General features: G+C 45.2%; 20 protein-coding genes and 6 tRNA genes. 7 read left to right on the top strand and 19 right to left on the bottom strand.

Annotated features, from left to right (window positions below; all coding sequences use genetic code 11):
• Positions 1 to 14 precede the first annotated feature (14 nt).
• The 5 genes from hsdR to SDEN_RS06415 form a co-directional block, all read right to left on the bottom strand.
• Positions 15 to 2504 carry an EcoAI/FtnUII family type I restriction enzme subunit R gene (hsdR, locus tag SDEN_RS06435; RefSeq protein ID WP_011495679.1) on the bottom strand — a complete coding sequence of 830 codons (2490 nt, stop codon included), beginning with the start codon at positions 2502 to 2504 and terminating at the stop codon, positions 15 to 17.
• Between the two features lie 637 nt (positions 2505 to 3141).
• Positions 3142 to 3486, bottom strand: a complete 345-nt coding sequence (locus SDEN_RS06430) for a zinc ribbon domain-containing protein YjdM (RefSeq protein WP_011495678.1) — start codon at positions 3484 to 3486, stop codon at positions 3142 to 3144.
• 217 nt (positions 3487 to 3703) lie between these two features.
• Positions 3704 to 3895 (bottom strand): hypothetical protein, encoded by a 192-nt coding sequence (locus tag SDEN_RS06425; protein ID WP_011495677.1) that lies wholly within the window; start codon positions 3893 to 3895, stop codon positions 3704 to 3706.
• 124 nt (positions 3896 to 4019) lie between these two features.
• The gene (locus SDEN_RS06420; RefSeq protein WP_011495676.1) at positions 4020 to 5027 is read right to left on the bottom strand and encodes a diacylglycerol/lipid kinase family protein; all 1008 of its coding nucleotides are present in this window, start codon (positions 5025 to 5027) and stop codon (positions 4020 to 4022) included.
• A gap of 330 nt (positions 5028 to 5357) precedes the next feature.
• Positions 5358 to 6401, bottom strand: a complete 1044-nt coding sequence (locus SDEN_RS06415) for an alkene reductase (protein ID WP_011495675.1) — start codon at positions 6399 to 6401, stop codon at positions 5358 to 5360.
• Between the two features lie 124 nt (positions 6402 to 6525).
• Here SDEN_RS06415 and SDEN_RS06410 point away from each other — a divergent pair, with 124 nt between their 5' ends.
• Positions 6526 to 7107 carry a TetR/AcrR family transcriptional regulator gene (locus SDEN_RS06410; RefSeq protein WP_041405713.1) on the top strand — a complete coding sequence of 194 codons (582 nt, stop codon included), beginning with the start codon at positions 6526 to 6528 and terminating at the stop codon, positions 7105 to 7107.
• A gap of 92 nt (positions 7108 to 7199) precedes the next feature.
• On the opposite strand, the gene SDEN_RS06405 is transcribed toward SDEN_RS06410, so the two are convergent.
• Positions 7200 to 7457, bottom strand: coding sequence for a TIGR02922 family protein (locus SDEN_RS06405; RefSeq protein WP_011495673.1), 258 nt, complete (start codon positions 7455 to 7457; stop codon positions 7200 to 7202).
• A 364-nt stretch (positions 7458 to 7821) separates the two neighbouring features.
• Here SDEN_RS06405 and SDEN_RS06400 point away from each other — a divergent pair, with 364 nt between their 5' ends.
• Entirely contained in the window at positions 7822 to 8544 is a 723-nt protein-coding gene (locus SDEN_RS06400) for a YebC/PmpR family DNA-binding transcriptional regulator (protein WP_011495672.1), read from the top strand.
• A 149-nt stretch (positions 8545 to 8693) separates the two neighbouring features.
• Here SDEN_RS06400 and hpf read toward each other — a convergent pair whose 3' ends face one another.
• Positions 8694 to 9050: a ribosome hibernation-promoting factor, HPF/YfiA family gene (gene hpf / locus SDEN_RS06395; protein WP_011495671.1), complete on the bottom strand. Its 357-nt coding sequence runs from the start codon at positions 9048 to 9050 to the stop codon at positions 8694 to 8696.
• Positions 9051 to 9739: 689 nt separating this feature from the next.
• On the opposite strand from hpf, the gene SDEN_RS06390 reads away from it, so the two are divergent.
• From SDEN_RS06390 to SDEN_RS06375, 4 genes are all read left to right on the top strand, one after another.
• Positions 9740 to 10177, top strand: coding sequence for an OsmC family protein (locus tag SDEN_RS06390; protein WP_011495670.1), 438 nt, complete (start codon positions 9740 to 9742; stop codon positions 10175 to 10177).
• Between the two features lie 342 nt (positions 10178 to 10519).
• Positions 10520 to 11011, top strand: coding sequence for a 5-(carboxyamino)imidazole ribonucleotide mutase (purE, locus tag SDEN_RS06385; RefSeq protein ID WP_011495669.1), 492 nt, complete (start codon positions 10520 to 10522; stop codon positions 11009 to 11011).
• Positions 11011 to 12096, top strand: a complete 1086-nt coding sequence (gene purK / locus SDEN_RS06380; protein ID WP_041405712.1) for a 5-(carboxyamino)imidazole ribonucleotide synthase — start codon at positions 11011 to 11013, stop codon at positions 12094 to 12096. Before purE ends, purK begins: the two co-directional genes overlap by 1 nt.
• A gap of 159 nt (positions 12097 to 12255) precedes the next feature.
• The gene (locus SDEN_RS06375) at positions 12256 to 13485 is read left to right on the top strand and encodes a sensor domain-containing diguanylate cyclase (RefSeq protein ID WP_041406105.1); all 1230 of its coding nucleotides are present in this window, start codon (positions 12256 to 12258) and stop codon (positions 13483 to 13485) included.
• 72 nt (positions 13486 to 13557) lie between these two features.
• On the opposite strand, the gene SDEN_RS06370 is transcribed toward SDEN_RS06375, so the two are convergent.
• The 5 genes from SDEN_RS06370 to SDEN_RS06350 form a co-directional block, all read right to left on the bottom strand.
• The gene (locus tag SDEN_RS06370; protein WP_011495666.1) at positions 13558 to 14244 is read right to left on the bottom strand and encodes a hypothetical protein; all 687 of its coding nucleotides are present in this window, start codon (positions 14242 to 14244) and stop codon (positions 13558 to 13560) included.
• 146 nt (positions 14245 to 14390) lie between these two features.
• The gene (locus SDEN_RS06365) at positions 14391 to 14837 is read right to left on the bottom strand and encodes a hypothetical protein (protein WP_011495665.1); all 447 of its coding nucleotides are present in this window, start codon (positions 14835 to 14837) and stop codon (positions 14391 to 14393) included.
• 8 nt (positions 14838 to 14845) lie between these two features.
• Entirely contained in the window at positions 14846 to 16420 is a 1575-nt protein-coding gene (gshA, locus tag SDEN_RS06360) for a glutamate--cysteine ligase (RefSeq protein WP_011495664.1), read from the bottom strand.
• 197 nt (positions 16421 to 16617) lie between these two features.
• Positions 16618 to 19542: a M16 family metallopeptidase gene (locus SDEN_RS06355; protein ID WP_011495663.1), complete on the bottom strand. Its 2925-nt coding sequence runs from the start codon at positions 19540 to 19542 to the stop codon at positions 16618 to 16620.
• 72 nt (positions 19543 to 19614) lie between these two features.
• Positions 19615 to 20049 carry a YqaA family protein gene (locus tag SDEN_RS06350; RefSeq protein WP_011495662.1) on the bottom strand — a complete coding sequence of 145 codons (435 nt, stop codon included), beginning with the start codon at positions 20047 to 20049 and terminating at the stop codon, positions 19615 to 19617.
• 252 nt (positions 20050 to 20301) lie between these two features.
• On the opposite strand from SDEN_RS06350, the gene SDEN_RS06345 reads away from it, so the two are divergent.
• Positions 20302 to 21558 (top strand): dicarboxylate/amino acid:cation symporter, encoded by a 1257-nt coding sequence (locus tag SDEN_RS06345; protein ID WP_041405711.1) that lies wholly within the window; start codon positions 20302 to 20304, stop codon positions 21556 to 21558.
• A 92-nt stretch (positions 21559 to 21650) separates the two neighbouring features.
• On the opposite strand, the gene SDEN_RS06340 is transcribed toward SDEN_RS06345, so the two are convergent.
• From SDEN_RS06340 to SDEN_RS06310, 7 genes are all read right to left on the bottom strand, one after another.
• Positions 21651 to 23111, bottom strand: coding sequence for a hypothetical protein (locus SDEN_RS06340; protein WP_157599840.1), 1461 nt, complete (start codon positions 23109 to 23111; stop codon positions 21651 to 21653).
• Between the two features lie 158 nt (positions 23112 to 23269).
• Positions 23270 to 23346 (bottom strand) — tRNA-Arg (locus SDEN_RS06335).
• Between the two features lie 81 nt (positions 23347 to 23427).
• A tRNA-Ser gene (locus SDEN_RS06330) sits at positions 23428 to 23519 on the bottom strand.
• Between the two features lie 8 nt (positions 23520 to 23527).
• Positions 23528 to 23604, bottom strand: a tRNA-Arg gene (locus SDEN_RS06325).
• A gap of 65 nt (positions 23605 to 23669) precedes the next feature.
• A tRNA-Arg gene (locus SDEN_RS06320) sits at positions 23670 to 23746 on the bottom strand.
• Positions 23747 to 23771: 25 nt separating this feature from the next.
• Positions 23772 to 23848, bottom strand: a tRNA-Arg gene (locus SDEN_RS06315).
• Between the two features lie 22 nt (positions 23849 to 23870).
• Positions 23871 to 23962 (bottom strand) — tRNA-Ser (locus SDEN_RS06310).
• Positions 23963 to 24429: the final 467 nt, after the last annotated feature.

Genomic DNA, 24429 nt, shown 5'->3' with positions numbered 1-24429 from the left:
AGAAAGCGCTAAAGCTAGGCCGTTTGCTGGTGAATTTGATAAATCTGCGCTTCTAATTCACTGATGGCTTGCTCGTATTCTTGTTTGCCGCCAAAGCCTTTTTTAACGATTTCACTCAAATTACCGTACTCGGTAAATGGGGCAACTTTGAGCACTTGCATGTTTTCAATTTCTTGCACGCCAACATCAGCATATTTTACCAGTAAATTCTGCAGTACCGCTTGTGCTGTGGCTGAATATTTAGTGAAGTAATTGCGCTTTTGCACGTTATTTACTCGTTCGGCGCGGGTGAGTGGTGGTTGATCGTACACTACGTGGCAAATCATATCGAAGGGGTCCATGTCTTTACCCACTTCTTCCTCTAACGCCGACCAAATAATGCCTTCCAGCGCCAATTCATCAATCACGGCTTGTTTGCGGTCTGACTCATTCCAACGCTTGACGAATTCATCTAACGAGCTGAACTGTTTAGCCATGGTTTTACGGGTGTAATCTTTAAAAGATTCGGTAACTAATTTACCGTCGCTGTCGTAATACTGTACCCGCTCGGCCACTTTACTGACGGTGACCCCTGACACGCGGTATTTGTTTATTTTACGGGGTTCATCGTCAGTCCATTCACCTTCGTCCCATTTTTCATCAAGGCTAGCATCACCTTTAGGGTCGTTTATGGTGTCATTTTGATTAGTATCCGGTTCATCATTTTGGTGATCACCTTGATTTTCTGCCGCACCGTTATCGAGGTCATCATTAGCCGCATCAATATCAATGCCTTGATCTTCGATATCTGCGGGTGTCACTTTAATCACTTTTTCTGGGGTACCATCAAAGCGTTCGTCGGCAAACAGTTCAGTGGCTTTTTTGAAGTCTAAAATAGTAAACCACAGCTTACCGTATCTGTCGTCAATGCGGGTGCCACGGCCAATGATCTGTTTAAACTTGGTCATGGACTGAATGTTTTGATCCAGCACCACTAACTTACAGGTTTTAGCATCGACGCCTGTGGTCATAAGCTCAGAGGTAGTGGCAATAACAGGGTAGGCTTTTTTAGGATTAATAAAGTTGTCCAGCTGCCCTTTGCCTATTTCATCATCGCCGGTGATTTTCATCACGTATTTTTCATTCTTGGCCATTTGCTCAGGGTTAAGGTTGGCAATAGCGCGGCGCATGCGATCGGCGTGGTCAATGTCGTTGCAAAACACGATAGTTTTGGCCATAGGATCGGTGCGTTTTAGGTAGTTGGTGATGGTTTCGGCTACCAGCTGGGTGCGCTCATCAATCACCATGGTGCGGTCGAAGTCTTTTTGATTATAAATTCTGTCTTCTATCACTTCACCGTTATTATCGATTTGGCCTTTTGTGGGGCGCCAACCTTGTAAATCGACATCGATATCTACCCGCACCACTTTGTATGGCGCTAAAAAACCGTCTTCAATGCCTTCCTTGAGGGAATAACTGTAGGCAGGGTCGCCAAAGTAGTCTGAGTTTGATACTTCATCAGTTTCTTTAGGGGTGGCAGTAAGGCCAACTTGGGCGGCGCTACTGAAATATTCTAAAATTTCACGCCATGCACTGTCATCTGCTGCACTACCGCGGTGGCACTCGTCGATTATGATTAAGTCAAAGAAGTCTGGGTCGACTTGCTTAAAGGCTTTTTGGCTTTCTTCTGGGCCGGTTAATGCTTGGTATAAGGCTAGATGGATTTCAAATGCAGGATCGACCGTGCGTCCAGTGACTTTAGTCATGGAAGTGCCAAAGGGCTGAAAGTCATTAATGCGGGTTTGATCAACCAAAATATTGCGGTCGGCTAAAAACAAGATGCGCTTCTTGGCGCGGGACTTCCATAATCGCCAGATGATTTGAAATGCGGTGTAGGTTTTACCTGTGCCGGTCGCCATCACGAGTAATACACGGTCTTTACCCGATGAAATGGCTTCTACGGTTTTATTGATAGCTTGCAGCTGGTAATACCGCGGGTGCTTGCCGGTGCCATCATCATGATATTCTTGGTTAATTATTGGCAGCTGCGCTTGGGTGTAGCCTTTCCAGATACAGTATTTAGTCCAAAGCTGTTGCGGCGTTGGAAAGTCTTCTAAGCGGATTTCTGTTTCGAGATGATGTGTCTCAGCGATGCCGAGACTGTTTGTGACGCCGTGGGTTTTATCGTGAAAGATAAAACCATCGCCATTAGAGGCAAAGATGAAAGGTACATCGAGCAAACGGGCATAATCTAGCCCCTGCTGCATGCCTTTGCCCACTTCATGTTTATTGGCTTTAGCCTCAATAACAGCCAGCGGCATACTGGGTTTATGATAAAGCACGATATCAGCAGACTTAACCGTTTTACGCACGCCTAATTGGCCGCGAACAATCACTTTACCGTCACGCAGTTTCACCTCTTGGCGAATTTGCGTCATATCATCCCAGCCCGCATTTTTAATCGCCGGCATGATGAATTTTGTGATGATATCGGTTTCGGTTAGCTTTGCTTTATTAACGCTCATTGCTCATCAAGGTCCTTCTTAGCAGATAACAAACAGCTTGGGACGTACTAAGCCCGTTAGGATTGTGCCATAAAGAGCTGTTAGTACATAGAATTAGAGTAAAAAACTATCCATATGATTTATCGCGATGACTTAGTGTTTTTATAAACGAATTTCTATACTCGTTTGGCCCACTTTTTAAGCCCTTTAAGTAAAAACCAAACTCTAGGAATGACAAGTTAGTTGTATTACTGAGCACTCAAAGCCAATCTGTCGGAATGGCGGTGAGCATTTGAGATCGAACAGTTAATGCTGAGGTTCAATAGGTGCACCATGAGTATTTGCGAGACGACCGTCCATCCCATGGACGGGATGTTCGAGCATCCAAGGACGGACTCGCTGCGTGTCAACGAGTGAATCTCATGGTAAGCCTGTACACCAATATCGGTGTGTTTAACAGAAAGCTGTTTATTCAACAGAGACACAAAAAAGGCTTAGCATTGCAGCTAAGCCCTTCTATACATTTGTGAGGCGGCGGGAATTGAACCTGCGTCCATAACCCTTCACCCCTCCCCCGCTGACTTGGCTGTCGCGGGGATTTTTTTATTGATGGCTAGCGCTCGACATTTCATCTGCACGCGTAAGCTTAAAATTTATATTAGTTCTGCTTCTTCACGAATTGTGATTTGAGCATCATCTGGCCGTTGCCGTCGACTTTGCAGTCGATATCGTGATCGCCGGCGACAAAACGGTTGATGACGGCTTTAGTGCCGACTTTTAACACCAATGAAGAGCCTTTGACTTTCAAATCTTTGATCAGCGTGACCTTATCGCCTTCGGCTAATAAATTGCCTACCGCATCTTTAAGTATGATGGCATCGGGATCGACCACCACTTCATTGGGATTCCACTCATTAGCGCATTCTGGGCAAATAAGTAAGGTGCCGTCTGAATAGGCATAAGGTGATTCACATTTAGGGCATGGTGGGATGACATCGCTCATGGGTATTCTCTACTCTCTGTATTCGCTAAATTCATTTCGACTGGCCTTAGGTCAACTATGAGCAATGCTTGGTCACAGTTTAGCTGGCGCTTGGAGCAACATGACGCTACACCATCAAAATATTGTAATCGCATTATAATGCGATTATCACACACTGACCAGCCTAGGATTGCTGGCGCTGCCCTACTCTGATTGAGTTTTTAGTATTAGGCAGGCCTCAGCTTTTCACTTGCGGGTTCGTTAGGCTGTGGTTATCAGCCAAACTGACATTGTGTTTTTCAAGGTATTCACGGATCAATTGCCGAGTCACTTGAGATGGGGTCAAGTCTTGGGCGGCGCAGAGCTGCTCAAAGGCCTGTTTTTTTAGCGGGTCCATTAACACGGTAAAACGAGCGGTTTTATTTTCCACAGTGTTCTAGCCTTAAATTAAAACATGATAATTTGATTATAATAAAGAGCGGGCCTGATGGCTACTTTGTTAGGCTTTAATGCTAATCGCCAGCAGCTCACTCTCTAAATAAGTAACTAGCTCACTAAGCAACTAATCCTCTATGCAACTCAATGTTTAAGCCTCTGAGTTTCAATGCATTTGGACAGACTGTTATTTCTGCAGGACTCAAACCTAGCCATTCACCGTCGGCTTCCATGGGGATCCCCGAAGTGAGTATATTGAGCCCGTGATGGATCTGCCCCGCCGCGACTATGGGGGCGTTTAAGTGGGCACCTGAGAATATTCGCAGCAGGTTAATGAGTTTATCTGACCAGCGGCAATCTTGAATATGGCAATAAGCCAATGCATCAGATTGCACATTTGCATGAGGCGCTATCATCATGGCACCACCAAAATACTTGCCATTGGCGATGGCGAGTACAAAGCTTGGCCGCTGACAGCTTTCAATCAGCGCCGGAAGTTCGGGTTCAGGCTTACAATCAGGTTTATGGACAGGTTCACCATCAGGTTTATACCCATCTTTAGCTTTCAGCTTGCCACTGTTAAGGGCACTCACTTCAAGCGCTTGGCCTTGATAGCCCCACAGGTGCTCTAGGGTTTGCAGTAAATAACTCAATTTGGGGAAATAACTTTTACGCCCTTGGCTTGCTTGCAGCACAGCGCCATCAAAGCCTATACCGGCAACATTGATAAAATAGCGCTGATTGACTTTACCTAGGCTGATGCTGTTCACCTGCCCGTCTAGCACACATCCAAGTAGCTGTTCATCACTGATATCACCGTACCAACTTCTGGCAAAGTCATTGCCCGTGCCACAGGGAATAAAGCTCATGGGGATATCGGTATAAGCCAAGCAATTGGCCACAATATGCAGGGTGCCATCACCACCTAGCACTATTACATCACTAAATTGCGCTAAATTGTCACTGAAAAAGGCTTGGTTCTGGATCAAGCATGAAGAGGTCTGATACAGCTGATAAGGCCACTGCCTAAGTGCTAATGCTTGGATAAGCGTAGTTTGCCACGAAGCCTTGTGCTTGTTAGCCATGGGGTTGACCACCAGCAGCACTTTTTTTAGCACTTTATTCATTGTTAGTTCCCACTATTAAGTGCCAAGTATGAGTGCCCAGTGCTCGTGCCTCACATTATCGACTGAGCACAAGTGCCAGCTTGTTGAGTGATGTGATAGCAATGCCAATAAACCAATTATATAAAAGGAATATATCATAAACCAAACGCTCGCCTCATTTCTGCAAAACACCCAAAAAAAAAGCCACAGCATAAGCTGTGGCGACAGGAACTTGATATCATCGAAATTGGGGTTGATGAAAGTTAATGGTTCATTTTCAATTGAAAATGCGTTCCTTAAAAATGGTTAAACTGTTACTTAAACAGTTACTTAAACAGTTACTTAAAAAGCTTAAACTAATTCGGCTAACATGGCATCTGAATAGGCCACCAGCTCTTGACCTTGACGCACGCGAGCCACGTAATCTGGGTTAGCGATAAAGGGTCTGCCTATGGCCAGTAAATCAAACTTGTCAGCCGCAATGGCTGCATCACCGGTTTGCGCCGTGTAACTGCCAACGCCCACGAGTGTGCCTTGGTAAATACTGCGAACATAACTCGATGCGCTGCCGCCCAAGTAATCAAACTCCATGGCATCGTCAAAAATACCTATGTGTAAGAAGGCTAATTCGCGTTTTTCAAGTTCAGGCAATAAATAATCGAACACCTCACGGTCTCGCTTATCTGCGCCCATATTAAAATATGCACCAGGAGAAAGGCGCAGTGCCGTTCTGTCGGCGCCAATACGGGCTGTGATGGCATCCACCACTTCAAGGGCAAAGCGCGACATATTAGCCGGGGTTTGGCCATATTCATCCTCGCGTCGGTTACTCTCATGATGTAAGAACTGATCGATTAAATAGCCGTTAGCACCGTGTATTTCTACCCCATCGAAACCTGCATCGATGGCATTAGCCGCAGCTTGGGCGTAATCGGCAACCAGTTGCTTAATATCAGCGAGGCTCGCTGGAGTTGGAGTTTGATAGGTTAACTCTCGCATTCTAGGTACGCTTCCTTCGACCGCTTGTGCAGATGCAGATAATACTTTTCCGCCGCCGAAAAAGTGTGGATGTGCCACTCGGCCTGTGTGCCAAAGCTGCGCAAAAATTTTGCCGCCTTTACTGTGCACTGCATCTGTGACAGTGCGCCAACCTAGAATTTGCGCAGGGGTAAACAAACCTGGGGTATTAGGGTAGCCTTGGCCATCTGGCCTAATGATAGTGGCTTCGCTAATAATCAGCCCAGCGTCTGCTCGGCGGGCATAATAATCGGCCATGGCTTGAGTGGGCACTAGGTCATTGTCTGCCATGCAGCGAGTCAGTGGTGCCATTAAGATTTTGTTCGATAGGGTTAAGCTGCTATTAAGTTTATAAGCCTGAAATAAATTCGCTGACATGTGGCACCTCTTTCTTGAATGTGCATTCAAGATATTCTTATTTGAACATTCATTCAAGTATTTTTTGAATAATTTTTCAAAGCTGGGTAGACTCATCATACCAAGCCTTAAGAAAACGCAAATTATGAGAAATGCCGAGTTCGACCGCAAAGCCGTATTGTGTGCCGCCATGAGTGTGTTCACCGCCAAAGGCTATGCGAAAACCAGCATGCAAGATCTCACCAAAGCCACAGGACTGCACCCGGGCTCCATCTATTGTGCATTTGAAAATAAGAAAGGCTTATTGATTGCGGCCATAGGTCAGTATCAGGATGAACGTCATCAGCAGTTTGTCCGCCTATTTGACAATGACGCCCCATGTTTAAGTAATTTAAGCAATTACTTAACTGAAATCGTCGATGAGTGTTTATCTCAAGATATGAGCAAGGCCTGTCTGCTGACAAAAACCTTGAATGAAGTGGGTTCGCAAGATGAAGAGATTAAAACGCTGATCACCGCAAATTTAACCGCTTGGCAAGCAGCGCTCACGGCAGTGTTTAGCTTAGCCCAAAAAAATAACGAAATTGACAGCCAAGCCAATAGCCAAGAATTAGCGCAATATTTGATGATGGGTATTTATGGGCTGAGAACCTTTGCTCACACTCACAAGGATGGCCAACAACTAGCTCAACTGGCAAAGAAACTGTTAGCCGATGTCAGTCGCTAACATTCCAAGTTTTTCATCTGAGTCAATGGGCAATGACTTCTAGATAGAGTCCTAGAGCAAACCATAAATTATGCTCTAGTTACTGACCAAGATTAACCAATGACATTCTGTGAATAGACCCGCTCACCCAAAGAGTTCAATATGGTACATTGACCTTCTAAAACGGCAATAATGGATTTTCCACGGCGAAATTCCTGCGGGATCATCACACGTCCTGATTCACTCACAGTCAAGCCTGTTAACACTTCATTGTGCATGATAAGCCCTGCAGGTGCTTCATAATACAGCACAGTGACGACCGCTGTCTTAGGGGCCATTTCTGGCGTTGCTAACTTCTGTAGATCTGACATTTGGGGGTTAACTCTTAATTAATTACCACTCATTAACCATAAAGGATAATACGAATTGCGTCTATATAAAGCCACAGCCACACGGGTTTGAGCGGCGATAAATTCTAAATAGACAATTTGTTGACCCTGCATAAAAACACAATTTAATAACATTAAGCAATGCTTTTTTAGGCTATTTACACCGCAAAATTAAAACAAAGGATTAAAATCCACACAAAACATCAACTTCCCTGTGAATGCTTAAAAAGCAGTTAAGTTAAGTTTATGACAGGCAAGCACATTAATTTGCGATGACTAACTAAACAGATGCGAATAATCCTGCTAGAATCGGCATCAATTTTTCAAACACAGATACGAGATCAAGATGGGCAGAGCATATCAAAATAAGAAAGAGTCCATGGCCAAAACCGCTGGCCAGAAGACGCGCATTTACTCACGTTACGGTAAAGAGATTTACATATGTGCTAAACAAGGTGGCGTTGACCCCGATGGTAATTTAGCCCTTCGCAGCTTGATTGCCCGCGCGAAGAAAGATCAGGTGCCGGCACACGTTATCGAACGTGGCATTGAAAAAGCCCGTGGTGGTGGCGGTGAAGATTATGATACAGCCCGTTATGAAGGTTTTGGCCCAGGTGGCTGCATGGTCATTGTTGACTGCTTAACCGATAACGGTAAGCGTACCTTCACCGAAGTGCGTCAGGCCTTCGTGAAAAATGATGCCAAACTGGGTGGCCCAGGTACTGTTGGGCACATGTTCGATCATCAGGCGGTATTCGTATTTGAAGGTGATGACGATGAAGCCATCTTAGAACTACTGATGATGGCTGACGTCGATGTGACCGATGTCGAGCTAGACGATGGTATTATCAGCGTATTTGCCCCTGTATCTGAGTTTAGCAATGCGCGTATCGCCTTAACAGAAGCCTTTCCAGACATAGATTTCAAGGTAGAGAACTTAGCCTTTGTGCCCCAGACCATGACTGAAATCACAGGTGAAGACATTGAAACATTTGAGAAATTTTTAGCCGCACTTGATGATTGTGATGACGTACAGAACGTTTATCATAATGCCGAAATTGCCGATTAGTCTTTTTGAGCAATTTTTTTGAACAATGTTTTTTGAGCAATCAAAAAAACGCAGCTAAAGCTGCGTTTTTTTATGGGTTGAAGTTATCGATATTTATTAGATAACTTACCAAATTTAGTCAAGGATCTAACGCTGTTCCCAGCTATTACCTAACTTAAGTCCATGCCTTGCACTATCTCATGGGCGATTTCAGGGGTGGTAACATTGGGTTTTTGATGTAAATCGGCTTTGAGTAGACCTTTACGATGTTTTAGCGCGGCATCCAATTTCTTCGCTGCCATGGAAATAGCAGGATACATCACAGCATTATTGCCTTTAGCCGAAATACGGCCGCCTTCATATTTAGTGCTTATTTCCACATCAAATTCACCATGTTCTTTGGCAATGATGATGTCTAAACCAATAAGAGTGGGAAAATGGGTGGCAAGCTTAGCGAACTTCTCATTGACGTGTTCTTTAACGGTATCAGTGACTTCAACATGGTGACCAGAAAGATTTATTTTCATAAATTGTCCTTAAAATAGCTGTCTACTCGTATTACACTTTGCACAGGTGATATGCATTCTAATTTTATTCTTACGATGTTCTGTATTGCTGCACTTATGTATCGTTTACATATTGCTTCTGTCTTGTAAGGCTAGAACCCTAAATTCCCTATATTTCATTGTGACATAAATAGACTTGGGGGCATGTGCTCAAGATCACAAGAGGACATGGATAAAAAAATGAAATAATTCATTTTTATCAGTACGTTTTTAGTTAACAGAGAAATTATAGCCCACAAGACTTCCCTGCCTGTACTTTTAACCCTTCTCACCCATTTGGACATTTAAGCCGTGATCCATATTACCCCTGTCACCTAAATGTCCGCTAGGATTTTTGAGTCTAGTCCTTAATTCAACATCACTCAAGCTAGGGGAAACGCCAAACTTGCTTAATATAAGAGAGACTCAAATACAAAAAGTTCCTTTTATGCTTCATCATTTAGGATTCAGGTAATGACAGCCGCCAAAAAATAGCAAACCCTATCCGAATTAATAGCGAAACTTCTCACACTAGAAGGCCGCTAGTGATAAAGTAGCCAATAGACGCTGACACACTTAAAAATAAAAACCTCGAGGCTATATGTTGTGACAGTGTCACGCCTGAACCTAGAGTAAAGCCTAACACTCACCCAATTTAAGGATATTCGTAGATGGGATTTCAACTCACGGTAAGCTGGGACAACTCAGTGCAAGTGGCTGACGATTTTAGCCGCGATCATAAAATCACCTATGGCAGTGGCCAAGTGATCCACGCTTCTTCTGCGCCTGAATACAAGGGCAGCGAAGATAAAATCAACCCTGAAGAGAACTTGCTCGCTGCACTATCGTCTTGCCATATGCTGACGTTTCTAGCCATAGCCCATTTAAAACGTTTGCCGGTAGCCAGTTATGTGGATGAGGCCAGTGCCGATTTAGGTAAAACCGAATCTGGAAAACTTGCCGTGACCAAGATGATCTTAAACCCCAAAGTCGTGTTTGCAGAAGGAGTCAATGTCGATCATGAGACCTTAGCCAAGATGCACGATAAAGCCCACGTTAACTGTTTTATCGCCAACAGCTTACGCTCAGAGGTCGAAATTAATTTTTAGCATTACAGGGATTGTCTCTGAAGCTGAAATTCTGACTCATCTTAAATTAACCTCCATACGGTGACTATTTGAAAAGTCGCAGTAACGCACTGCGATTTTTATAGACTTGCCTCCCAAAAGGTGCCACTACATCAGTCATAAAAAAGCGGCGATAAACACCAGACTCACACTCGCGCCTCCTTTTTGAGCATTCGTAATCAGAAACTGAGTTTTAGCCCAGCAAAACACTGAAACGCCCAACAAAACCCACAGCCATGCTATTATCTAGCACCTTTTTTAGGGGCATCCCTCTAAATACTGCGTTAGTTAACCCCAATATATTAAGTGCCTTAAGGAGTGTTCATGTCAGCCCAAGTTGCAATCGTTATGGGTTCTAAGAGTGATTGGCCGACCATGGAAGCCGCTGCCGATATTTTAGATTTACTGCAAGTGCCCTACCATGTGGAAGTTGTCTCGGCGCACCGCACTCCGGATAAGTTAATGGAATTTGCCAGTGCCGCAGTAAAGTCCGGCTTTAAAATTATCATAGGCGGCGCTGGCGGCGCGGCTCATCTACCAGGCATGATTGCCGCTAAGACTCGCCTTCCTGTACTCGGGGTACCCGTGCAAAGTAAAGCCCTGTCAGGCATGGACAGCTTATTATCCATAGTACAAATGCCTAAAGGCATAGCCGTTGGCACACTGGCTATTGGCACAGCTGGGGCGTTTAACGCCGGATTACTCGCCGCACAAATGTTGGCAAACCATGATGCACAGCTTGCGGCACGTCTTGATGCCTTTAGAGAGCAACAAACCCGCACCGTATTAGAGAATCCCGATCCGAGAGTCGATTAATGAAACAGCCACACACTATCTGGGTTTTAGGTAATGGACAGCTAGGTGCCATGATGGCTCACGCCGGTGAGCGCTTAGCCTTGCATGTTAAACCGGTTGATATTATGTCGCCTCAGGCTGAACCCCTTGTCTTAGGTCAGGATGACATCATCACCGTCGAGCGCGAGCAATGGCCAGAGTCCAGCATTAGTTTGCAATTAAGTCAGCATTGCCATTTTATTAATGGCCCTGTATTTGCTCGACTTGCCGACAGATACAGCCAAAAATCCTTACTTGATGAACTTGCCATCGCCACCGCGCCTTGGGAGTTAGTCCAGCAAGAGACTCAATCGGCAGCGTTACATCAACGCTATGGCGGGCGCGTGTTACTCAAGCGCCGTACTGGCGGCTATGATGGTAAAGGTCAGCACTGGTTGAAGCAGCCTGAGAAAACGGATATTCCAGCCGATTGGCGCGATGAGGCCATTGCAGAGCAAGCGATTAATTTCGATGAAGAAGTCTCGCTTGTGGGCGCGAGAACCCAAGACGGGCGCTGCGTGTTTTACCCTTTGACTCTCAATCTGCATCAAGACGGTATATTAATGGCTTCTGTCGCCCCTTTAGCGCGGCTTGAGTCATTGCAAACCAAGGCGCAAGCCATGTTAAGCTGCATAATGAATGAGCTTAACTATGTCGGCGTGATGGCCATGGAATGCTTTAAAATCGGCGATGATTTACTGGTCAATGAGCTTGCCCCGCGAGTGCACAACTCGGGCCACTGGACCCAGAGTGCTTGTCATATCAGTCAGTTCGAAATGCATTTACGGGCTATTGCTGGCTTGCCTATGCCTGAACCTAAGGTGAATTACCCGGCGGTAATGATAAATCTTATCGGGGTAGAAAAAGACAATAACTGGCTAAGCCTGAGCAATGGTGAGCTTTTTTGGTATGACAAAGCAGTACGGCCTGGCCGCAAGGTCGGACACCTTAATTTATCTGCCCAAGATGAGGTTGAGCTAAGCCAGAGCCTTAAATTGCTGTCATTATGGCTACCAGAGCAATACCAAGCGCCACTTGAGTGGGCCGCCAAGGCCAGTCGCAGTTAATCGATGGTTAGCGGATTTATGTTAGGGTTTATAAATTGATTTTTACTCTATATAAACCCGCTAGCTTATTAATTTGACTAGAATTTAAACCTGTTTCAGTGCATGCTATATAAAAAGGTTTTATAATGGCTAAGATTTAGCTCATATGGACGATATTTGGTGAAGCAACAGGACAGCCTCAAGCGAAAAAAAATAGACACGTTAGATTTTAGATACCACATAGTATTATTAGTGTTACCACTGATTTTATTTTCTTTGGTGTTTACTTTCGCGATGCCGAGCAGTCAACATGACTTTTTATCTTTATCACTTATCTGCATTGTGTACCTGTTTGGCTATAGCCTAAGTTATTACCTGCACCAAGGCCGCATCATTCGCTTATGGCAACACTTAGAGCAAGTGGTCAATATCAATGATGCCACCTACGAACTGGTCCATCTTTCCAGCCAATACCAAGACGAACACGCCTTCTTAGATGCGCTACTCAATAAAGCCGTTGGGGTTATCGATGGCGCCGAAATGGGCAGCATCATTTTAGTCAACCCAAGAACGAACGAACTCAAATTTGAATGTACTGTTGGGTTAGACTTATTGCAGTTACAAAAGCTTAAATTTCATCTAGAACAGTCGTTTGAGTTTAGATTAACCGATGGCCGCTGCGATCGCGTCGTGGTCATAGATAATATGCAACACGTTAATGCCGCCAGTAACTTAACCCAAGAAGAGCAAGATATCTTATTAACGGCAGCAACCCAGCCCATTCGCTCCACCTTGTCCAGCCCTATCCACATTGACGGCAAACTCTACGCCATGCTCAACCTTGACAGTGGCAATTACGGCGCCTTTAACGACTATGATCGAAACTTGGTGGGAATTTTAACCCATGAGGCCAGCAACGCTATTGCCTTATACCAAAAATCACAACAAATACAAAAGCTGGCTAATACAGATCCGTTAACAGGCTTATATAACCGTAAACGATTCGAAGAAAGATTAAGCCAATGGCAGCACAAGCCGCAGCTGGGCAGTTTCTTAGTGATCTTAGATATGGACAACCTCAAGACAATCAACGATATTCATGGCCATCAAGCAGGCGATCATGCCATCACAGCCTTAGCCGATGCCATGAAAACTATCTGGCCACATAAAGCCTTATTAGGCCGTTTTGGTGGCGATGAATTTGTGCTTATCTGCCATGGTCCTGAACATAAACTGGTTAAAGAGCTTGCCGAATTAGCCGCACTTCTAGATAACCCCAAGGCTGGATTTAAAGTGCAATTTAGTGCAGGGATTGCCGACTACCAAGGAGATTGGCATCAGGCATTTAAACAAGCAGATTCTGCCATGTACCTTGAGAAACGCACTAAAAAGAGCTTAAAGCAAGCATAAAAAATCCCCATTGATATCAGCTCATATCAATGGGGCCTGTCCATTGGGAATTCAAACTAGCACAGTAACTCTCTAATTTATAAATGTTCGCCAAAACCAAGAAGCATCCAACTCCTCTTTGCACTGTTTATACTGCTTAGCATAACGGTATGAACGATTGCCAACCTTCTTTGCCACCTTAATGAGCCAAGGCTTAGCATGGTAACTTCTACGCTTATAGCCGCCCCAACCTTCATGATAGTTAAGGTATTGCTTGTTGGCATCCCACTTTGACACCCCATTAATTTTATGGGTTTTATAAATAAACCAACCCATAAAATCCATGGCATCATCAAAATCACTGCGACTAGACCAAGAGTTGCCCGTCTCGCGCACGTAATCATCCCAGGTCATGGTTTTTGCCTGAGCATAACCGTAGGCATCGCTGGCCCGCCCCGTGGGGATAAAACCTAAAAAGTATTCCATTGGCGGCGCGGCATTATGTTTAAACGAGCTTTCCTGATACATCATCGCAAAGGGCACATGCACAGGAACCCCCCACTTTTCTTGGGTGTTAATGGCGGCCTTGTACCAGCTTCTGTGTTCTTTAAAAATGGCGCAGATATTATCGGGCTGTTTTGGCGGAGAAGTCGCGCAAGCAGACAAGCATAAACTGAGCACTAGGGCGAGTAACGAACGATAATGAGCAGCTAATCCGTTAATCAATAAACGAAGGAGTATCGCAAGGCGAGCCTGATATTGGGGGAGGATAAAATCCATTTAAAAACCTACAGCTTCAAAGTCTTACCTTAGTGTTACATCTAATAACTTAAGATGCAAACGCCAAGCAGCCAGCTTATTGTAAATGGAGTTATCCGCTTGATATTCACATTAACAGGCCATCAAGCCTCACATTCACAATAAGCTCAAGGTTGTAGCCGGCTTTTAGCCATAGTGCAGGTTTTACTTTCTTCAGCAGCGATGATGGGTGTCCAATAATTCTCATCAACACCTAGATAGATTTTATCTGTGTTAAAACGAGCGGCAAGGTGATAAAGCGTATCGGCTTGGACATCCACAACCAAGGTCTTGGCCTTCCTTGCTGATAATGAGACTTTAAGTTGGCTCGAATCGATAAGTTCCACCATAGTAAATTGGTAGCGTCCTGGCACTAATTGATACGTTGGCCGTGAGATAACAGCATTGCTATCAAGATGGGTCACCACAACACGGTAGTTAGCCAATTGAGGCTCTGGCGCTAAATATGCTGCAACCGTACCACATTGCAACATATCATTCGCCGATGAGGCGCAGCCCTGCAGCAGGAGTCCAGTTAATATTGCCGTAACAAGATGGCGATTTGATGCCTTCATGGTCGTCACTATGCCTTGTCTGACATTGAGAAATAGTCATCTAAATAGGCACTAAAGGGTTGGTTTGAACTGGCCTCTAGCTCCCGTTGAGCCACAAGGGATGATGTAGCGTCTGTTTTGTAGCGCTCAGTCACTTCATTAGATAACGGATATTGGCTCAAGAAACTGTGGTAATCCTCAGCTAAGGTTTTCACCCAACTGAAATGATCTGTGCCCTTGGTGATGATTTCATCCAAGACGCGACCCGACAGCGTCTTAGTGGGATCCGCAATGGTTTTTTCCCAGGTCGATAATGCGGTCTGATACGCATATTCATGCTCACCATCCAGCAGTTTTGCTAAGGGAACTAAAGCATCGAATAGCTGCTGTAACCAGATTGACATAGAGATAGGTTCACCGGCTTTAGTGAGCTCAAGTCCAGGTTTACGACCTTCGAGTACCACTGCCTTTAAATTGGCAGTCATTTCACCTTCTTCTTCGCCATAACTTGGCGCTGATGGACTTAGCAGGCAATGCAGTAAGAATAAATCCAAGAAGCGCACTTGGTTTGCATCTATGCCAACTGGGCTAAATGGATTCACGTCCAGTGCCCTGACTTCTATGTACTCAACCCCAGCACGAGACAGCGCATCTGAAGGTTTTTCACCCCGTTTAGTAACGCGTTTAGCACGAATAGGCGAGTAGAACTCATTCTCGATTTGTAAAATGTTGCTATTGAGCTGCTGATATTCGTTATCGACTTTGACGCCAATTTTTTCGAATTTCTTCGAGGGCATCTTAATCGCCGCACGAATGCCAGTTAAGTATTCAGGTAAAGAGTTATAGCTAATATTAAGGGTATCTTGCTCTTTGTTGGTATAGCCTAAGTCGCTCATACGCAATGAGGTGGCATAGGGTAAATACAAGGTGCCTTTACCGGTCTTCATAAACTCAAAATCGAATTCTTGATCCTTAATGAAAGAGCTGCATATGGCCGGAGATGAACCAAAAAGGTAGGGTAACACCCACACCAAACGGCGATAATTGCGGATCAAACCGAAATAGGATTCTGAAATAAAATCATTGAGTCCAAGCTTAGTGTCGCTAAGTTCATAGAGGCGCTGCCACAGCTCATTAGACACAGAAAAATTAAAATGAACCCCAGAAATTATCTGCATTAATGCGCCGTATCTATGAGTTAGGCCCTTACGATATAAGGTTTTCATCATACCGGTATTTGAGCTGCCATATTGGGCTATGGGAATATTTTTCTCATCACCCACATAACAAGGCATGCTCACAGGCCATAATTTCTGACCGTTAAGGTTACGCACACTAAAGGCATGAGTCTGAGTGAGATCTTCTAATAGTGCATCTATGCTTTGATGGACAGGAGTAATAAATTCGAGCAAGGATTCGCTGTAATCTGTGGTGATCCGAGAATGGGTTAATGCCGAACCTAATGCGTTAGGATGGGGGTCTGTGGCTAGCTGACCATCGGTACCAATACGCAGTGCTTCACGCTCTATGCCGCGAAACATACCTAATAAGGCTTCACGGCCCTGTGCATCACTGAGTTGGTCGACAGTGTTATTGAATGACATCAATATTCTCTTCTCTTTATTAGTATTCAACCGCGTATCTTGTCAGCAACAGACCCGAGATTAAACAAGTTTATTTCCTGCAATTCACATCTTAATTAAGATAAATAAGCATGCAGGCCACATTCTTCAACTTGAGGCTCAAATAATCAGCCTCAACCCTATATTGGGGTGTTTCGGCTGTTTTCAATAGCCTAGGGTCAATTCATCAGTTGAATAGGATAGCCTAAATCCTTAAGCTGCTCCGTCAGTTGGTTTTTGTCACCCACAATCAAGATAGTCATAGTGTCTAAATCCAGTAAGGATTGCGCCAGTGCATTGAGTTCACTTAGGCTCACAGTTTTAATGATTTCATCTTGCTTTGAAGTAAAATCTTCTGCTAAATCATAACGCTGGATCATACGCACAAACCCCGCCTTCTGATATGGTGTTTCATAATCTAAGGCTTGGCTTTGGGCGATGGAGCTGCGCATAAAGTCATGCTCAGCGGCTGTCATGCCCTCAGTTTGATAAGCCTTGATTTCCTTAATAAATTCAATTAATGCCAGCCCAGTCACATCAGCTCGCACACTGGCAGTCACCAAAAACTGTCCGGTTTTATTATCCCCTGAAAACTGACTGCGCGCCCCATAGGTATACCCTTTATCTTCGCGCAAATTCAAATTAATCCGGCTGTTAAAGGCGCCGCCCAGAGGATAGTTCATCAAATAGGCTTTAAAGTAATCACCAGTGGCATCATAAGGAAGCGCCCGCTTGCCAATATAAATCACAGATTGGGCTGAGCCCGGCTTATGGATAATGTGGATTTTCCCGCTAGCAAGGGTTGGAAACGACGCCATCTTAGGCTGGCTCACAGGGGTCGCTTGCCACTGACTAAATCCTTTCAGCATGGGGATAATACTCGCTTTATTGAGGTCCGCCACCAACACCATTTTCACCACAGAGGCTGAATACTGCGTCTGATAAAAGTGCTTCACGTCCAAGAGCGTCAAGGCCTTGATGCTTTCTAAGGTGCCTGTATTGCTAACGCCTAAACTGCTATTTTCGCCATACAAGAGTTTGGCAAAGCCTTGGCTTGCCAGATAGCTTGGATCTGAGCTTAAATGCTGCAAACTTTGTAATTGCTGTTCTTTGAGACGCTCAAAATCTTCGCTATTTAAGGCTGGGGAAAACAGTTTTTCCTCCACTATTTCAAGGGTCGCTTTAAGATTTTCAGTTAAGCTTGATACCTTGATATAGCTTTGGCTGTCTGATGATCCAAAGCTGATGCTGCTGCCTAATAACTCCAATGCTTGCGCCAAGGCTTCAGTGCTACGTAATGTGCTAGATTCATTGAGCATGGCCGCTGTGAGTCCAGCAAGCCCAGCCTTTTCAACCGGCACTAACGAATGCCCCCCTTCCAGATAGATAAGCAATTCAGCTGTTGGGGTTTCAAGGCTCTGAGTGCCCATCACCTCAATGCCATTAGCAAGGGTTTGGCGCCACAGACGTGGCACTGTCATCACAGGCGCCATGCCAGCTTCAGGCACCAAGGCCCTATCGAAATGCCGCGGCGCTGTGTTTTTAGTTAACTCATTGTGATTGCTTAAGCCAGGCTCTGCAGATACAGTATTGGCTAAGGTGGCGGGTAAAGTAACCGCCGTTTTGGCCGGTGCCGCCTGTGCGGGGGTGAAATTATCCGCCTTTGCAATTAATGCCCTAGCCCCTTCTGGAACAACACTCATCACTGTCATCGGTTTATCTTTGATGTAACGCGCAAACACTCGCATCACATCGGCCTTGGTCACTTGCTGATAGCGAGCCAAGTCATCTGCCAATAAATCCGGCTTGCCAAAAAAGGTTTGATTGCTGGCAAGGGTTGCCACTTTGCCGGCCACACTTTGCATGGTGAATATGGTGCTGGCTTTAAACTGCACTTTCACCTTTTGTAAATCTTCATCCGTGACCCCGCGCTGCTCAAACTCGGCTATGGATTGAGTAATCATCTGTTCCAGTTCACTGAGCTTGCCACCCCGACTCGGGTTAGCTAAGGCATATAAAGACAACTGACATGCCAGCTCCTGACAAGGATGATTCACACTGGCCTGCACCGCATGACCTTGTTTAACTAAATTTTTATAAAATAGTGATGTCTTACCGCCGCCTAAAATATTGGCCAACAAATCCAAGGGGGCTTCGTCGGGGTGGCCGGCATAAACCGTTGGGAATGCGATATAAATTAGCGGCAAATGCACCTTATCTTCCATCGAAAGATAGCGAGTCTTATCTAAGGTCACTAAGGTTTTTGCTTGAGGTTTCACCTCGGGGCCTTTAGGAATGTCGGCAAAGTATTTATCAACCCAAGCTAAGGCTTGCTGCTCATCAAAATCCCCGCCTATGGTTAAGGTGGCGTTATTGGGGCCATACCAGCGTTTAAAGAATTGCTTAACATCTTCTGTAGTGGCACGGTTTAAATCATCTGGCCAACCGATAACAGGCCAAGAATACGGGTGCCCGACGGGATAAAGCGCCTGATTAAAGCGCTCGTTCAAGCGGCCATAGGGCTTATTGTCAATGCGCTGTGCCCGCTCATTCTTCACGGTTTCGCGCTGCAACTCGAATTTTTCATCCGTCAGCGCTGGCAGTAAAAATCCCATTCTGTCGGCTTCTAACCAGAGCATTTTTTCCAGTTGATTACTGGGAACCGTTTCAAAGTAGTTGGTTCTGTCTGTATTGGTGGTGCCATTTAAGGTCCCCCCCGCCTCGGTAATGAGCTTAAAATGCTGTTCATCGGCAACATGTTGTGAGCCTTGAAACATCATGTGTTCAAACAGATGAGCAAAACCACTACGGCCAGCGAGTTCTCGGGCCGAGCCCACATGGTAGGTCACATCGACATGCACTAAGGGATCTGACTTATCTTGGTGCAAAATGACGGTAAGGCCATTATCAAGCTGATACTTTTTATAAGCGATTCCCACCTCCCCCGCATCTGGTAAATGTTGCTCTAACAGGGTAATGCTACTGGTATAATTTGTGGCGCTGTTTTGCTGTGCACCTGAGCTGAGTCCAGTTTGATCTTTAGTTTGGCTACAAGCGGCCAAAATAGCACTGATGGTACAAGCTAACATCCATCTATTATTCATTTCTCTCTCCAAGCGCATCTGTGCACAATTCATTCAGATTGTGACTCGCAAAAAATAGCTAAAACTAACGAACTAGGCCAAAAATTCTGCACCACCAAAAAACAGCCCGATAAGCACGCAATAGCGCAGCGTCTTACCCATTAACATCATCAAGCTTGAAGGCAATAAGGGTAATTTTAGCCAACCAGCTAATAAGCACAGCAGATCGCCAATCACAGGTAGCCAAGACAATAACAACGCCCAGTAGCCATAGCGCTCAAGCCAGGTTAAGGTTTTTTTCATCGACTGAGTGCCAAGCTGCTCTGGAGTGATCCCATTGCGGCCCACTCGTCCAAGGCCGTAACTTGTCATGGCACCTAAGGTATTGCCAAGACTTGCAGCAATAAGCAAGCCAAACCAAGTTTGCGGCTCGGCAGTTAAAAAACCTACCAAGAGTAGTTCCGAGCCACCGGGAAGTACAGTCGCTGCCATCAAGGCCCCCGAGAACATTAAGGCTAATTGTTCCACTCAACTCCCCACTCTAGTCACTGGCTAAGCTAATCTTTTATCTAAGACTATTCATAATCTTATCGTGATAAGTTATACCAAAATGACATTGTCACTTCATGTCTCACTCAATACAATGCCCTTAATGCTTTTATTACATCTATAACGATCTTAAACTTAGACTTGGCTTCAGTGTTATGAGTCATGCTTCTTTCTATTTTCAACACGCTCTTTTTATTCTTCACCGTATTTATCTACTTATTTGGAACCACAATGATAGTTAACGCCCTTGCACGTATGCCATTTTGGCAAAAAGTCCTCGCAGGTTTCATGCTAGGTGCCCTAGCCGGTGTTTTTTTAGGTGAAACTGCCGCCATCTTTAAACCCCTTGGGGATTTGTTTATCGCAGCCATCAAGATGCTGGTCGCTCCTTTGGTGCTGTGCGCCATCGTCGTCAGCATTACCTCGCTAGGCTCACAAACTAACCTTAAGCGCTTAAGTTTTAAAACCTTAGGCATGTTTATGCTCACAGGCACAGTCGCTTCATTTATTGGTCTGGCCGTAGGTAGCTCAATCGATATGGGCGGTTCATTGGAGCTTGCAAGTGCTGAAGTGCGTGAGCGAAATATTCCAGGATTTTCCCAAGTGCTGCTGGATATGATCCCTGTGAATCCTTTTGCCTCATTAGCCGAAGGTAAGGTGCTGCAAATTATCGTATTTGCCGCTTTAATCGGCATCCCCATTAATGCGGTCGGTGAAAAAGCCGAGCCATTGAAAAAAATGTTTGAAGCGGGCGCCGAAGTGATGTTCCAGCTGACTCGTATGGTGCTAAAACTGACTCCCATTGGTGTATTTGGCTTAATGGCTTGGGTGGTGGGTGAATATGGCTTAAGTACCCTATTACCTTTAGGTAAGTTTATTATTGCTATTTATGTTGCCGCGCTAATCCACATTATTTTTGTTTATGGCGGCCTAGTTAAATTTGCCGCAGGCCTAAGTCCTGTGCAGTTTTTCCGCAAAGCGCTACCGGCGCAGATTGTGGCATTTAGCACCGCATCAAGCTTTGGCACCCTGCCTGCCAGTACCCGTTGTACTGAGTCTATGGGTGTATCTGAGCGTTACAGTGCCTTTGTGTTACCCCTTGGCGCCACCATGAACATGGATGGCTGCGGCGGGATCTACCCTGCTATTGCCGCCATCTTTATTGCGCAAATCTATGGTATTCCATTAGATATGATGGATTACCTGCTCATTGCAGTCACTGCAACTGTCGCCTCTGTAGGTACAGCAGGCGTGCCTGGTAGCGCCATGGTGATGCTAACGGTAACTTTAGGTGTGGTAGGGCTCCCCCTTGAAGGTATCGCCTTTATTGCCGCTATAGACAGGGTAATTGATATGATCCGCACAGCCACCAATGTCACAGGTGACATGATGACTGCTGTTGTGGTGGGTAAAAGCGAAGGCCAATTAGATGAAGCACAGTTTTATGCTAATGAGTCAGACGAAGATGGCACTCAAGTAAGTAAATAACCGCTCTCTTAACCTCATCAATTTACTGTCATTCACAATAAAGGAGAAGCAAATGCTTCTCCTTTATTGATCTTACTGCCTGTTCTTTTATGCTAATTCGCCCTGTCTGGCACTATCCACATAAAATCTGTCAATAAGATGGATTTAAAACAAGTATCCTCAGGCGCTAACGCTGTTAATAATCCTTGGCATAGGGGGTTTTGATAACTCGCACCATTAGGCAAGGTTTTTGATGCTGCCGGCCAGCCGGCCCTGACATGGCAATTCCTGCAATTTGTCGCGATTGGATGGGTTACTCCCTCAATGTAAGGATTCACCGCTATGGGTAAGTTACCGTCTTTATCGGCTTGGGTTTGAAACGCCTCTGTTAACAAGTAATGCTTCCATGGGCCCTTGGCATGATTTAGAGACGGTCTGTGCGTTGAATACTCTCCTTCATTAGGCGTGTCTGACCACCACACAGACTCCAATGTCCACGCTGGGAGCTGCTTAGTATTGATGTGCATCGCCACTGTCACTAAGAAATCCCCCACTTCAAAAGGACGACCATTAGCCCATAGGCTAGCACTGTGGATGATGGCTTGATCGTTTTTATCAAAGGTATCCCAATCTGCCTGAGTCACTTTATGATGATAAAAGTCATTAATCGAATAGGTGTTAACGTTTTTATTCACTGTAGGCAAAGGCGTACCGTCATAATGATGAAGATTATATAAATAACTGACTTCAGCTTTTTTACCCGCTTTAGCGCCGCTAGGATCAATCGCAATCGCGCGATCCCAGGTCTCATAGCCCACATAGCCAGAGAAATCGGTTTTATACTGCTTATCCCACCATACAGGCAATCCGGTTAACCCATCCTTCTTCACAGGCCAATACATGTGCTTAGTAACTATGGTCCAAGAATTAACACTCACACCATTAATGCCATCTTTATGTAACTTATCTAAGGTGCTGACTTGGGTTAATCCACCATCGACTAAACTTTTCACCCCTTGCTCTGAAATGGATTCAGTCGCGATCATGATGTCGCCATTAGAGAGAAAATATTTGCCGTCTTTAATTGAAAAAGTCTGAGACTGAATGTCATAACTCACCGAATCTGGATATTGCTGCAAGATCCAATCGGGAACACGGTACAGAGGAGACTGGGTATTCACCTTAGGCGAATGTAATTTATTTTGCGCTCTCATTGTGTGATGGATTTTTTGCGTGCTTAAGCTGCTTACCTCGCCCTTAGTGGGTTTTTCAGCAAACACCACTGAGGAGTTTTGCCAACTCATCCATAACGGCCAATCTGAACCTGGGGCAGGCTGCATAATGCCCGCCCACAGTTTCCAAGCGTGTTCACGCACGACTTTGTTGTCACGTGTCTTTATGGCCTTCTCAAGCTCGAGCAATGCCTTCTTGTCCATATAGTCATAACCCATAGGGAAAGGCACATAACTCAGCTCTGAGAGCGGTTGGACAGGCTCTGCTGCGTGAGTAGTAACAGTCACAGAGTAAAGTATGACGAATAGTGGCAGTAATGAATATTTAGCAGCGGTGCGCATAGTGGGATACATCCATGTGATTTACGATAAGTACACTATAGACGGTGTTGATATAAAACAATAGGTTACATGCTGCAGAAAGTTTGAATTTAGAAGCTAGAATTTAAAACTTAAAATCGGAAAAGAAAAAAGCCTCGCTACTGCGAGGCTTTTTAATGTGGTGCGCGTGGGAGGAGTCGAACCTCCGACCGCCTGGTTCGTAGCCAGGTACTCTATCCAGCTGAGCTACACGCGCAAATTTATTTCTTACTACAATTACTTTGCCATTCTTACTATAGTCATAGGCCTCTAACTTGCCAGTGCTAACTGTAAAGAATGGCGGAGAAGGAGGGATTCGAACCCTCGATGGGATTTAAAGCCCATACTCCCTTAGCAGGGGAGCGCCTTCGGCCACTCGGCCACCTCTCCGCAAAACATGGTGCGCGTGGGAGGAGTCGAACCTCCGACCGCCTGGTTCGTAGCCAGGTACTCTATCCAGCTGAGCTACACGCGCGAAATCTGTATTGTGGTGATATTTTGCTAATCACTCCATTGAAAATAAATTCAACAAAGTGTGAATGGTGCGCGTGGGAGGAGTCGAACCTCCGACCGCCTGGTTCGTAGCCAGGTACTCTATCCAGCTGAGCTACACGCGCATTCAAATATCACATTAATAAACTATGGTGCGGATGGGAGGAGTCGAACCTCCGACCGCCTGGTTCGTAGCCAGGTACTCTATCCAGCTGAGCTACATCCGCATCGTTCGTCTATTGTAAGAAATGGCGGAGAAGGAGGGATTCGAACCCTCGATGGGATTTAAAGCCCATACTCCCTTAGCAGGGGAGCGCCTTCGGCCACTCGGCCACCTCTCCGTTTTCTTGGCGCACATATTACTGTTTGACGAAAATAAGTCAAACCCTTTTTAGGAAACCCACTCCGTTTGAACTGTTTTTAAGCACATTGTTGTTTTTATGGCTCATATAAGGATTTTAACGCCGCTAACTGATGAAATATTTCATCAGAAGGGTAATACCAATCCGCATAAATATGTGTTCATTCAGCGAGTATTATAAGGGAAAGTAGGCAAGGCGGCCGATGGAAGGCTTATCGGGATAAGTCGACATCGGCCAACGCAGCATACACCCCTTATAAACTCGCCCTGCGGGAGCTTTTCAGCGGCCCGACTACGGCACCAAATTGTCTCGCCATAGCACCACTATGACGTCACCAATTTGGCTGGTTTTCGAACCACTGACAAAGCTCTGAACTGATCAGATATTTATAAGGATTGGTATAAAACAAACCGCTAACCGTTAACTGGATTTAACCCATATTGAAA

The organism is Shewanella denitrificans OS217 (genome assembly GCF_000013765.1).
GTDB classification, from domain to species: Bacteria; Pseudomonadota; Gammaproteobacteria; order Enterobacterales; family Shewanellaceae; genus Shewanella; species Shewanella denitrificans.
This window is presented reverse-complemented; position numbering and strand designations above follow the sequence as displayed.

What these genes read in the sequence shown, in the direction of transcription:
- purE (WP_011495669.1), top strand. Translation starts at nt 10,520, where the DNA reads ATGTCAGCCCAAGTTGCAATCGTTATGGGTTCTAAGAGTGATTGGCCG.
- SDEN_RS06345 (WP_041405711.1), top strand. Translation starts at nt 20,302, where the DNA reads ATGATAGTTAACGCCCTTGCACGTATGCCATTTTGGCAAAAAGTCCTC.
- SDEN_RS06355 (WP_011495663.1), bottom strand. Translation starts at nt 19,542, where the DNA reads ATGAATAATAGATGGATGTTAGCTTGTACCATCAGTGCTATTTTGGCC.
- gshA (WP_011495664.1), bottom strand. Translation starts at nt 16,420, where the DNA reads ATGTCATTCAATAACACTGTCGACCAACTCAGTGATGCACAGGGCCGT.
- SDEN_RS06415 (WP_011495675.1), bottom strand. Translation starts at nt 6,401, where the DNA reads ATGTCAGCGAATTTATTTCAGGCTTATAAACTTAATAGCAGCTTAACC.
- SDEN_RS06365 (WP_011495665.1), bottom strand. Translation starts at nt 14,837, where the DNA reads ATGAAGGCATCAAATCGCCATCTTGTTACGGCAATATTAACTGGACTC.
- SDEN_RS06430 (WP_011495678.1), bottom strand. Translation starts at nt 3,486, where the DNA reads ATGAGCGATGTCATCCCACCATGCCCTAAATGTGAATCACCTTATGCC.
- SDEN_RS06340 (WP_157599840.1), bottom strand. Translation starts at nt 23,111, where the DNA reads ATGCGCACCGCTGCTAAATATTCATTACTGCCACTATTCGTCATACTT.
- hpf (WP_011495671.1), bottom strand. Translation starts at nt 9,050, where the DNA reads ATGAAAATAAATCTTTCTGGTCACCATGTTGAAGTCACTGATACCGTT.
- SDEN_RS06390 (WP_011495670.1), top strand. Translation starts at nt 9,740, where the DNA reads ATGGGATTTCAACTCACGGTAAGCTGGGACAACTCAGTGCAAGTGGCT.
- SDEN_RS06405 (WP_011495673.1), bottom strand. Translation starts at nt 7,457, where the DNA reads ATGTCAGATCTACAGAAGTTAGCAACGCCAGAAATGGCCCCTAAGACA.
- SDEN_RS06400 (WP_011495672.1), top strand. Translation starts at nt 7,822, where the DNA reads ATGGGCAGAGCATATCAAAATAAGAAAGAGTCCATGGCCAAAACCGCT.
- SDEN_RS06370 (WP_011495666.1), bottom strand. Translation starts at nt 14,244, where the DNA reads ATGGATTTTATCCTCCCCCAATATCAGGCTCGCCTTGCGATACTCCTT.
- hsdR (WP_011495679.1), bottom strand. Translation starts at nt 2,504, where the DNA reads ATGAGCGTTAATAAAGCAAAGCTAACCGAAACCGATATCATCACAAAA.
- purK (WP_041405712.1), top strand. Translation starts at nt 11,011, where the DNA reads ATGAAACAGCCACACACTATCTGGGTTTTAGGTAATGGACAGCTAGGT.
- SDEN_RS06410 (WP_041405713.1), top strand. Translation starts at nt 6,526, where the DNA reads ATGAGAAATGCCGAGTTCGACCGCAAAGCCGTATTGTGTGCCGCCATG.
- SDEN_RS06420 (WP_011495676.1), bottom strand. Translation starts at nt 5,027, where the DNA reads ATGAATAAAGTGCTAAAAAAAGTGCTGCTGGTGGTCAACCCCATGGCT.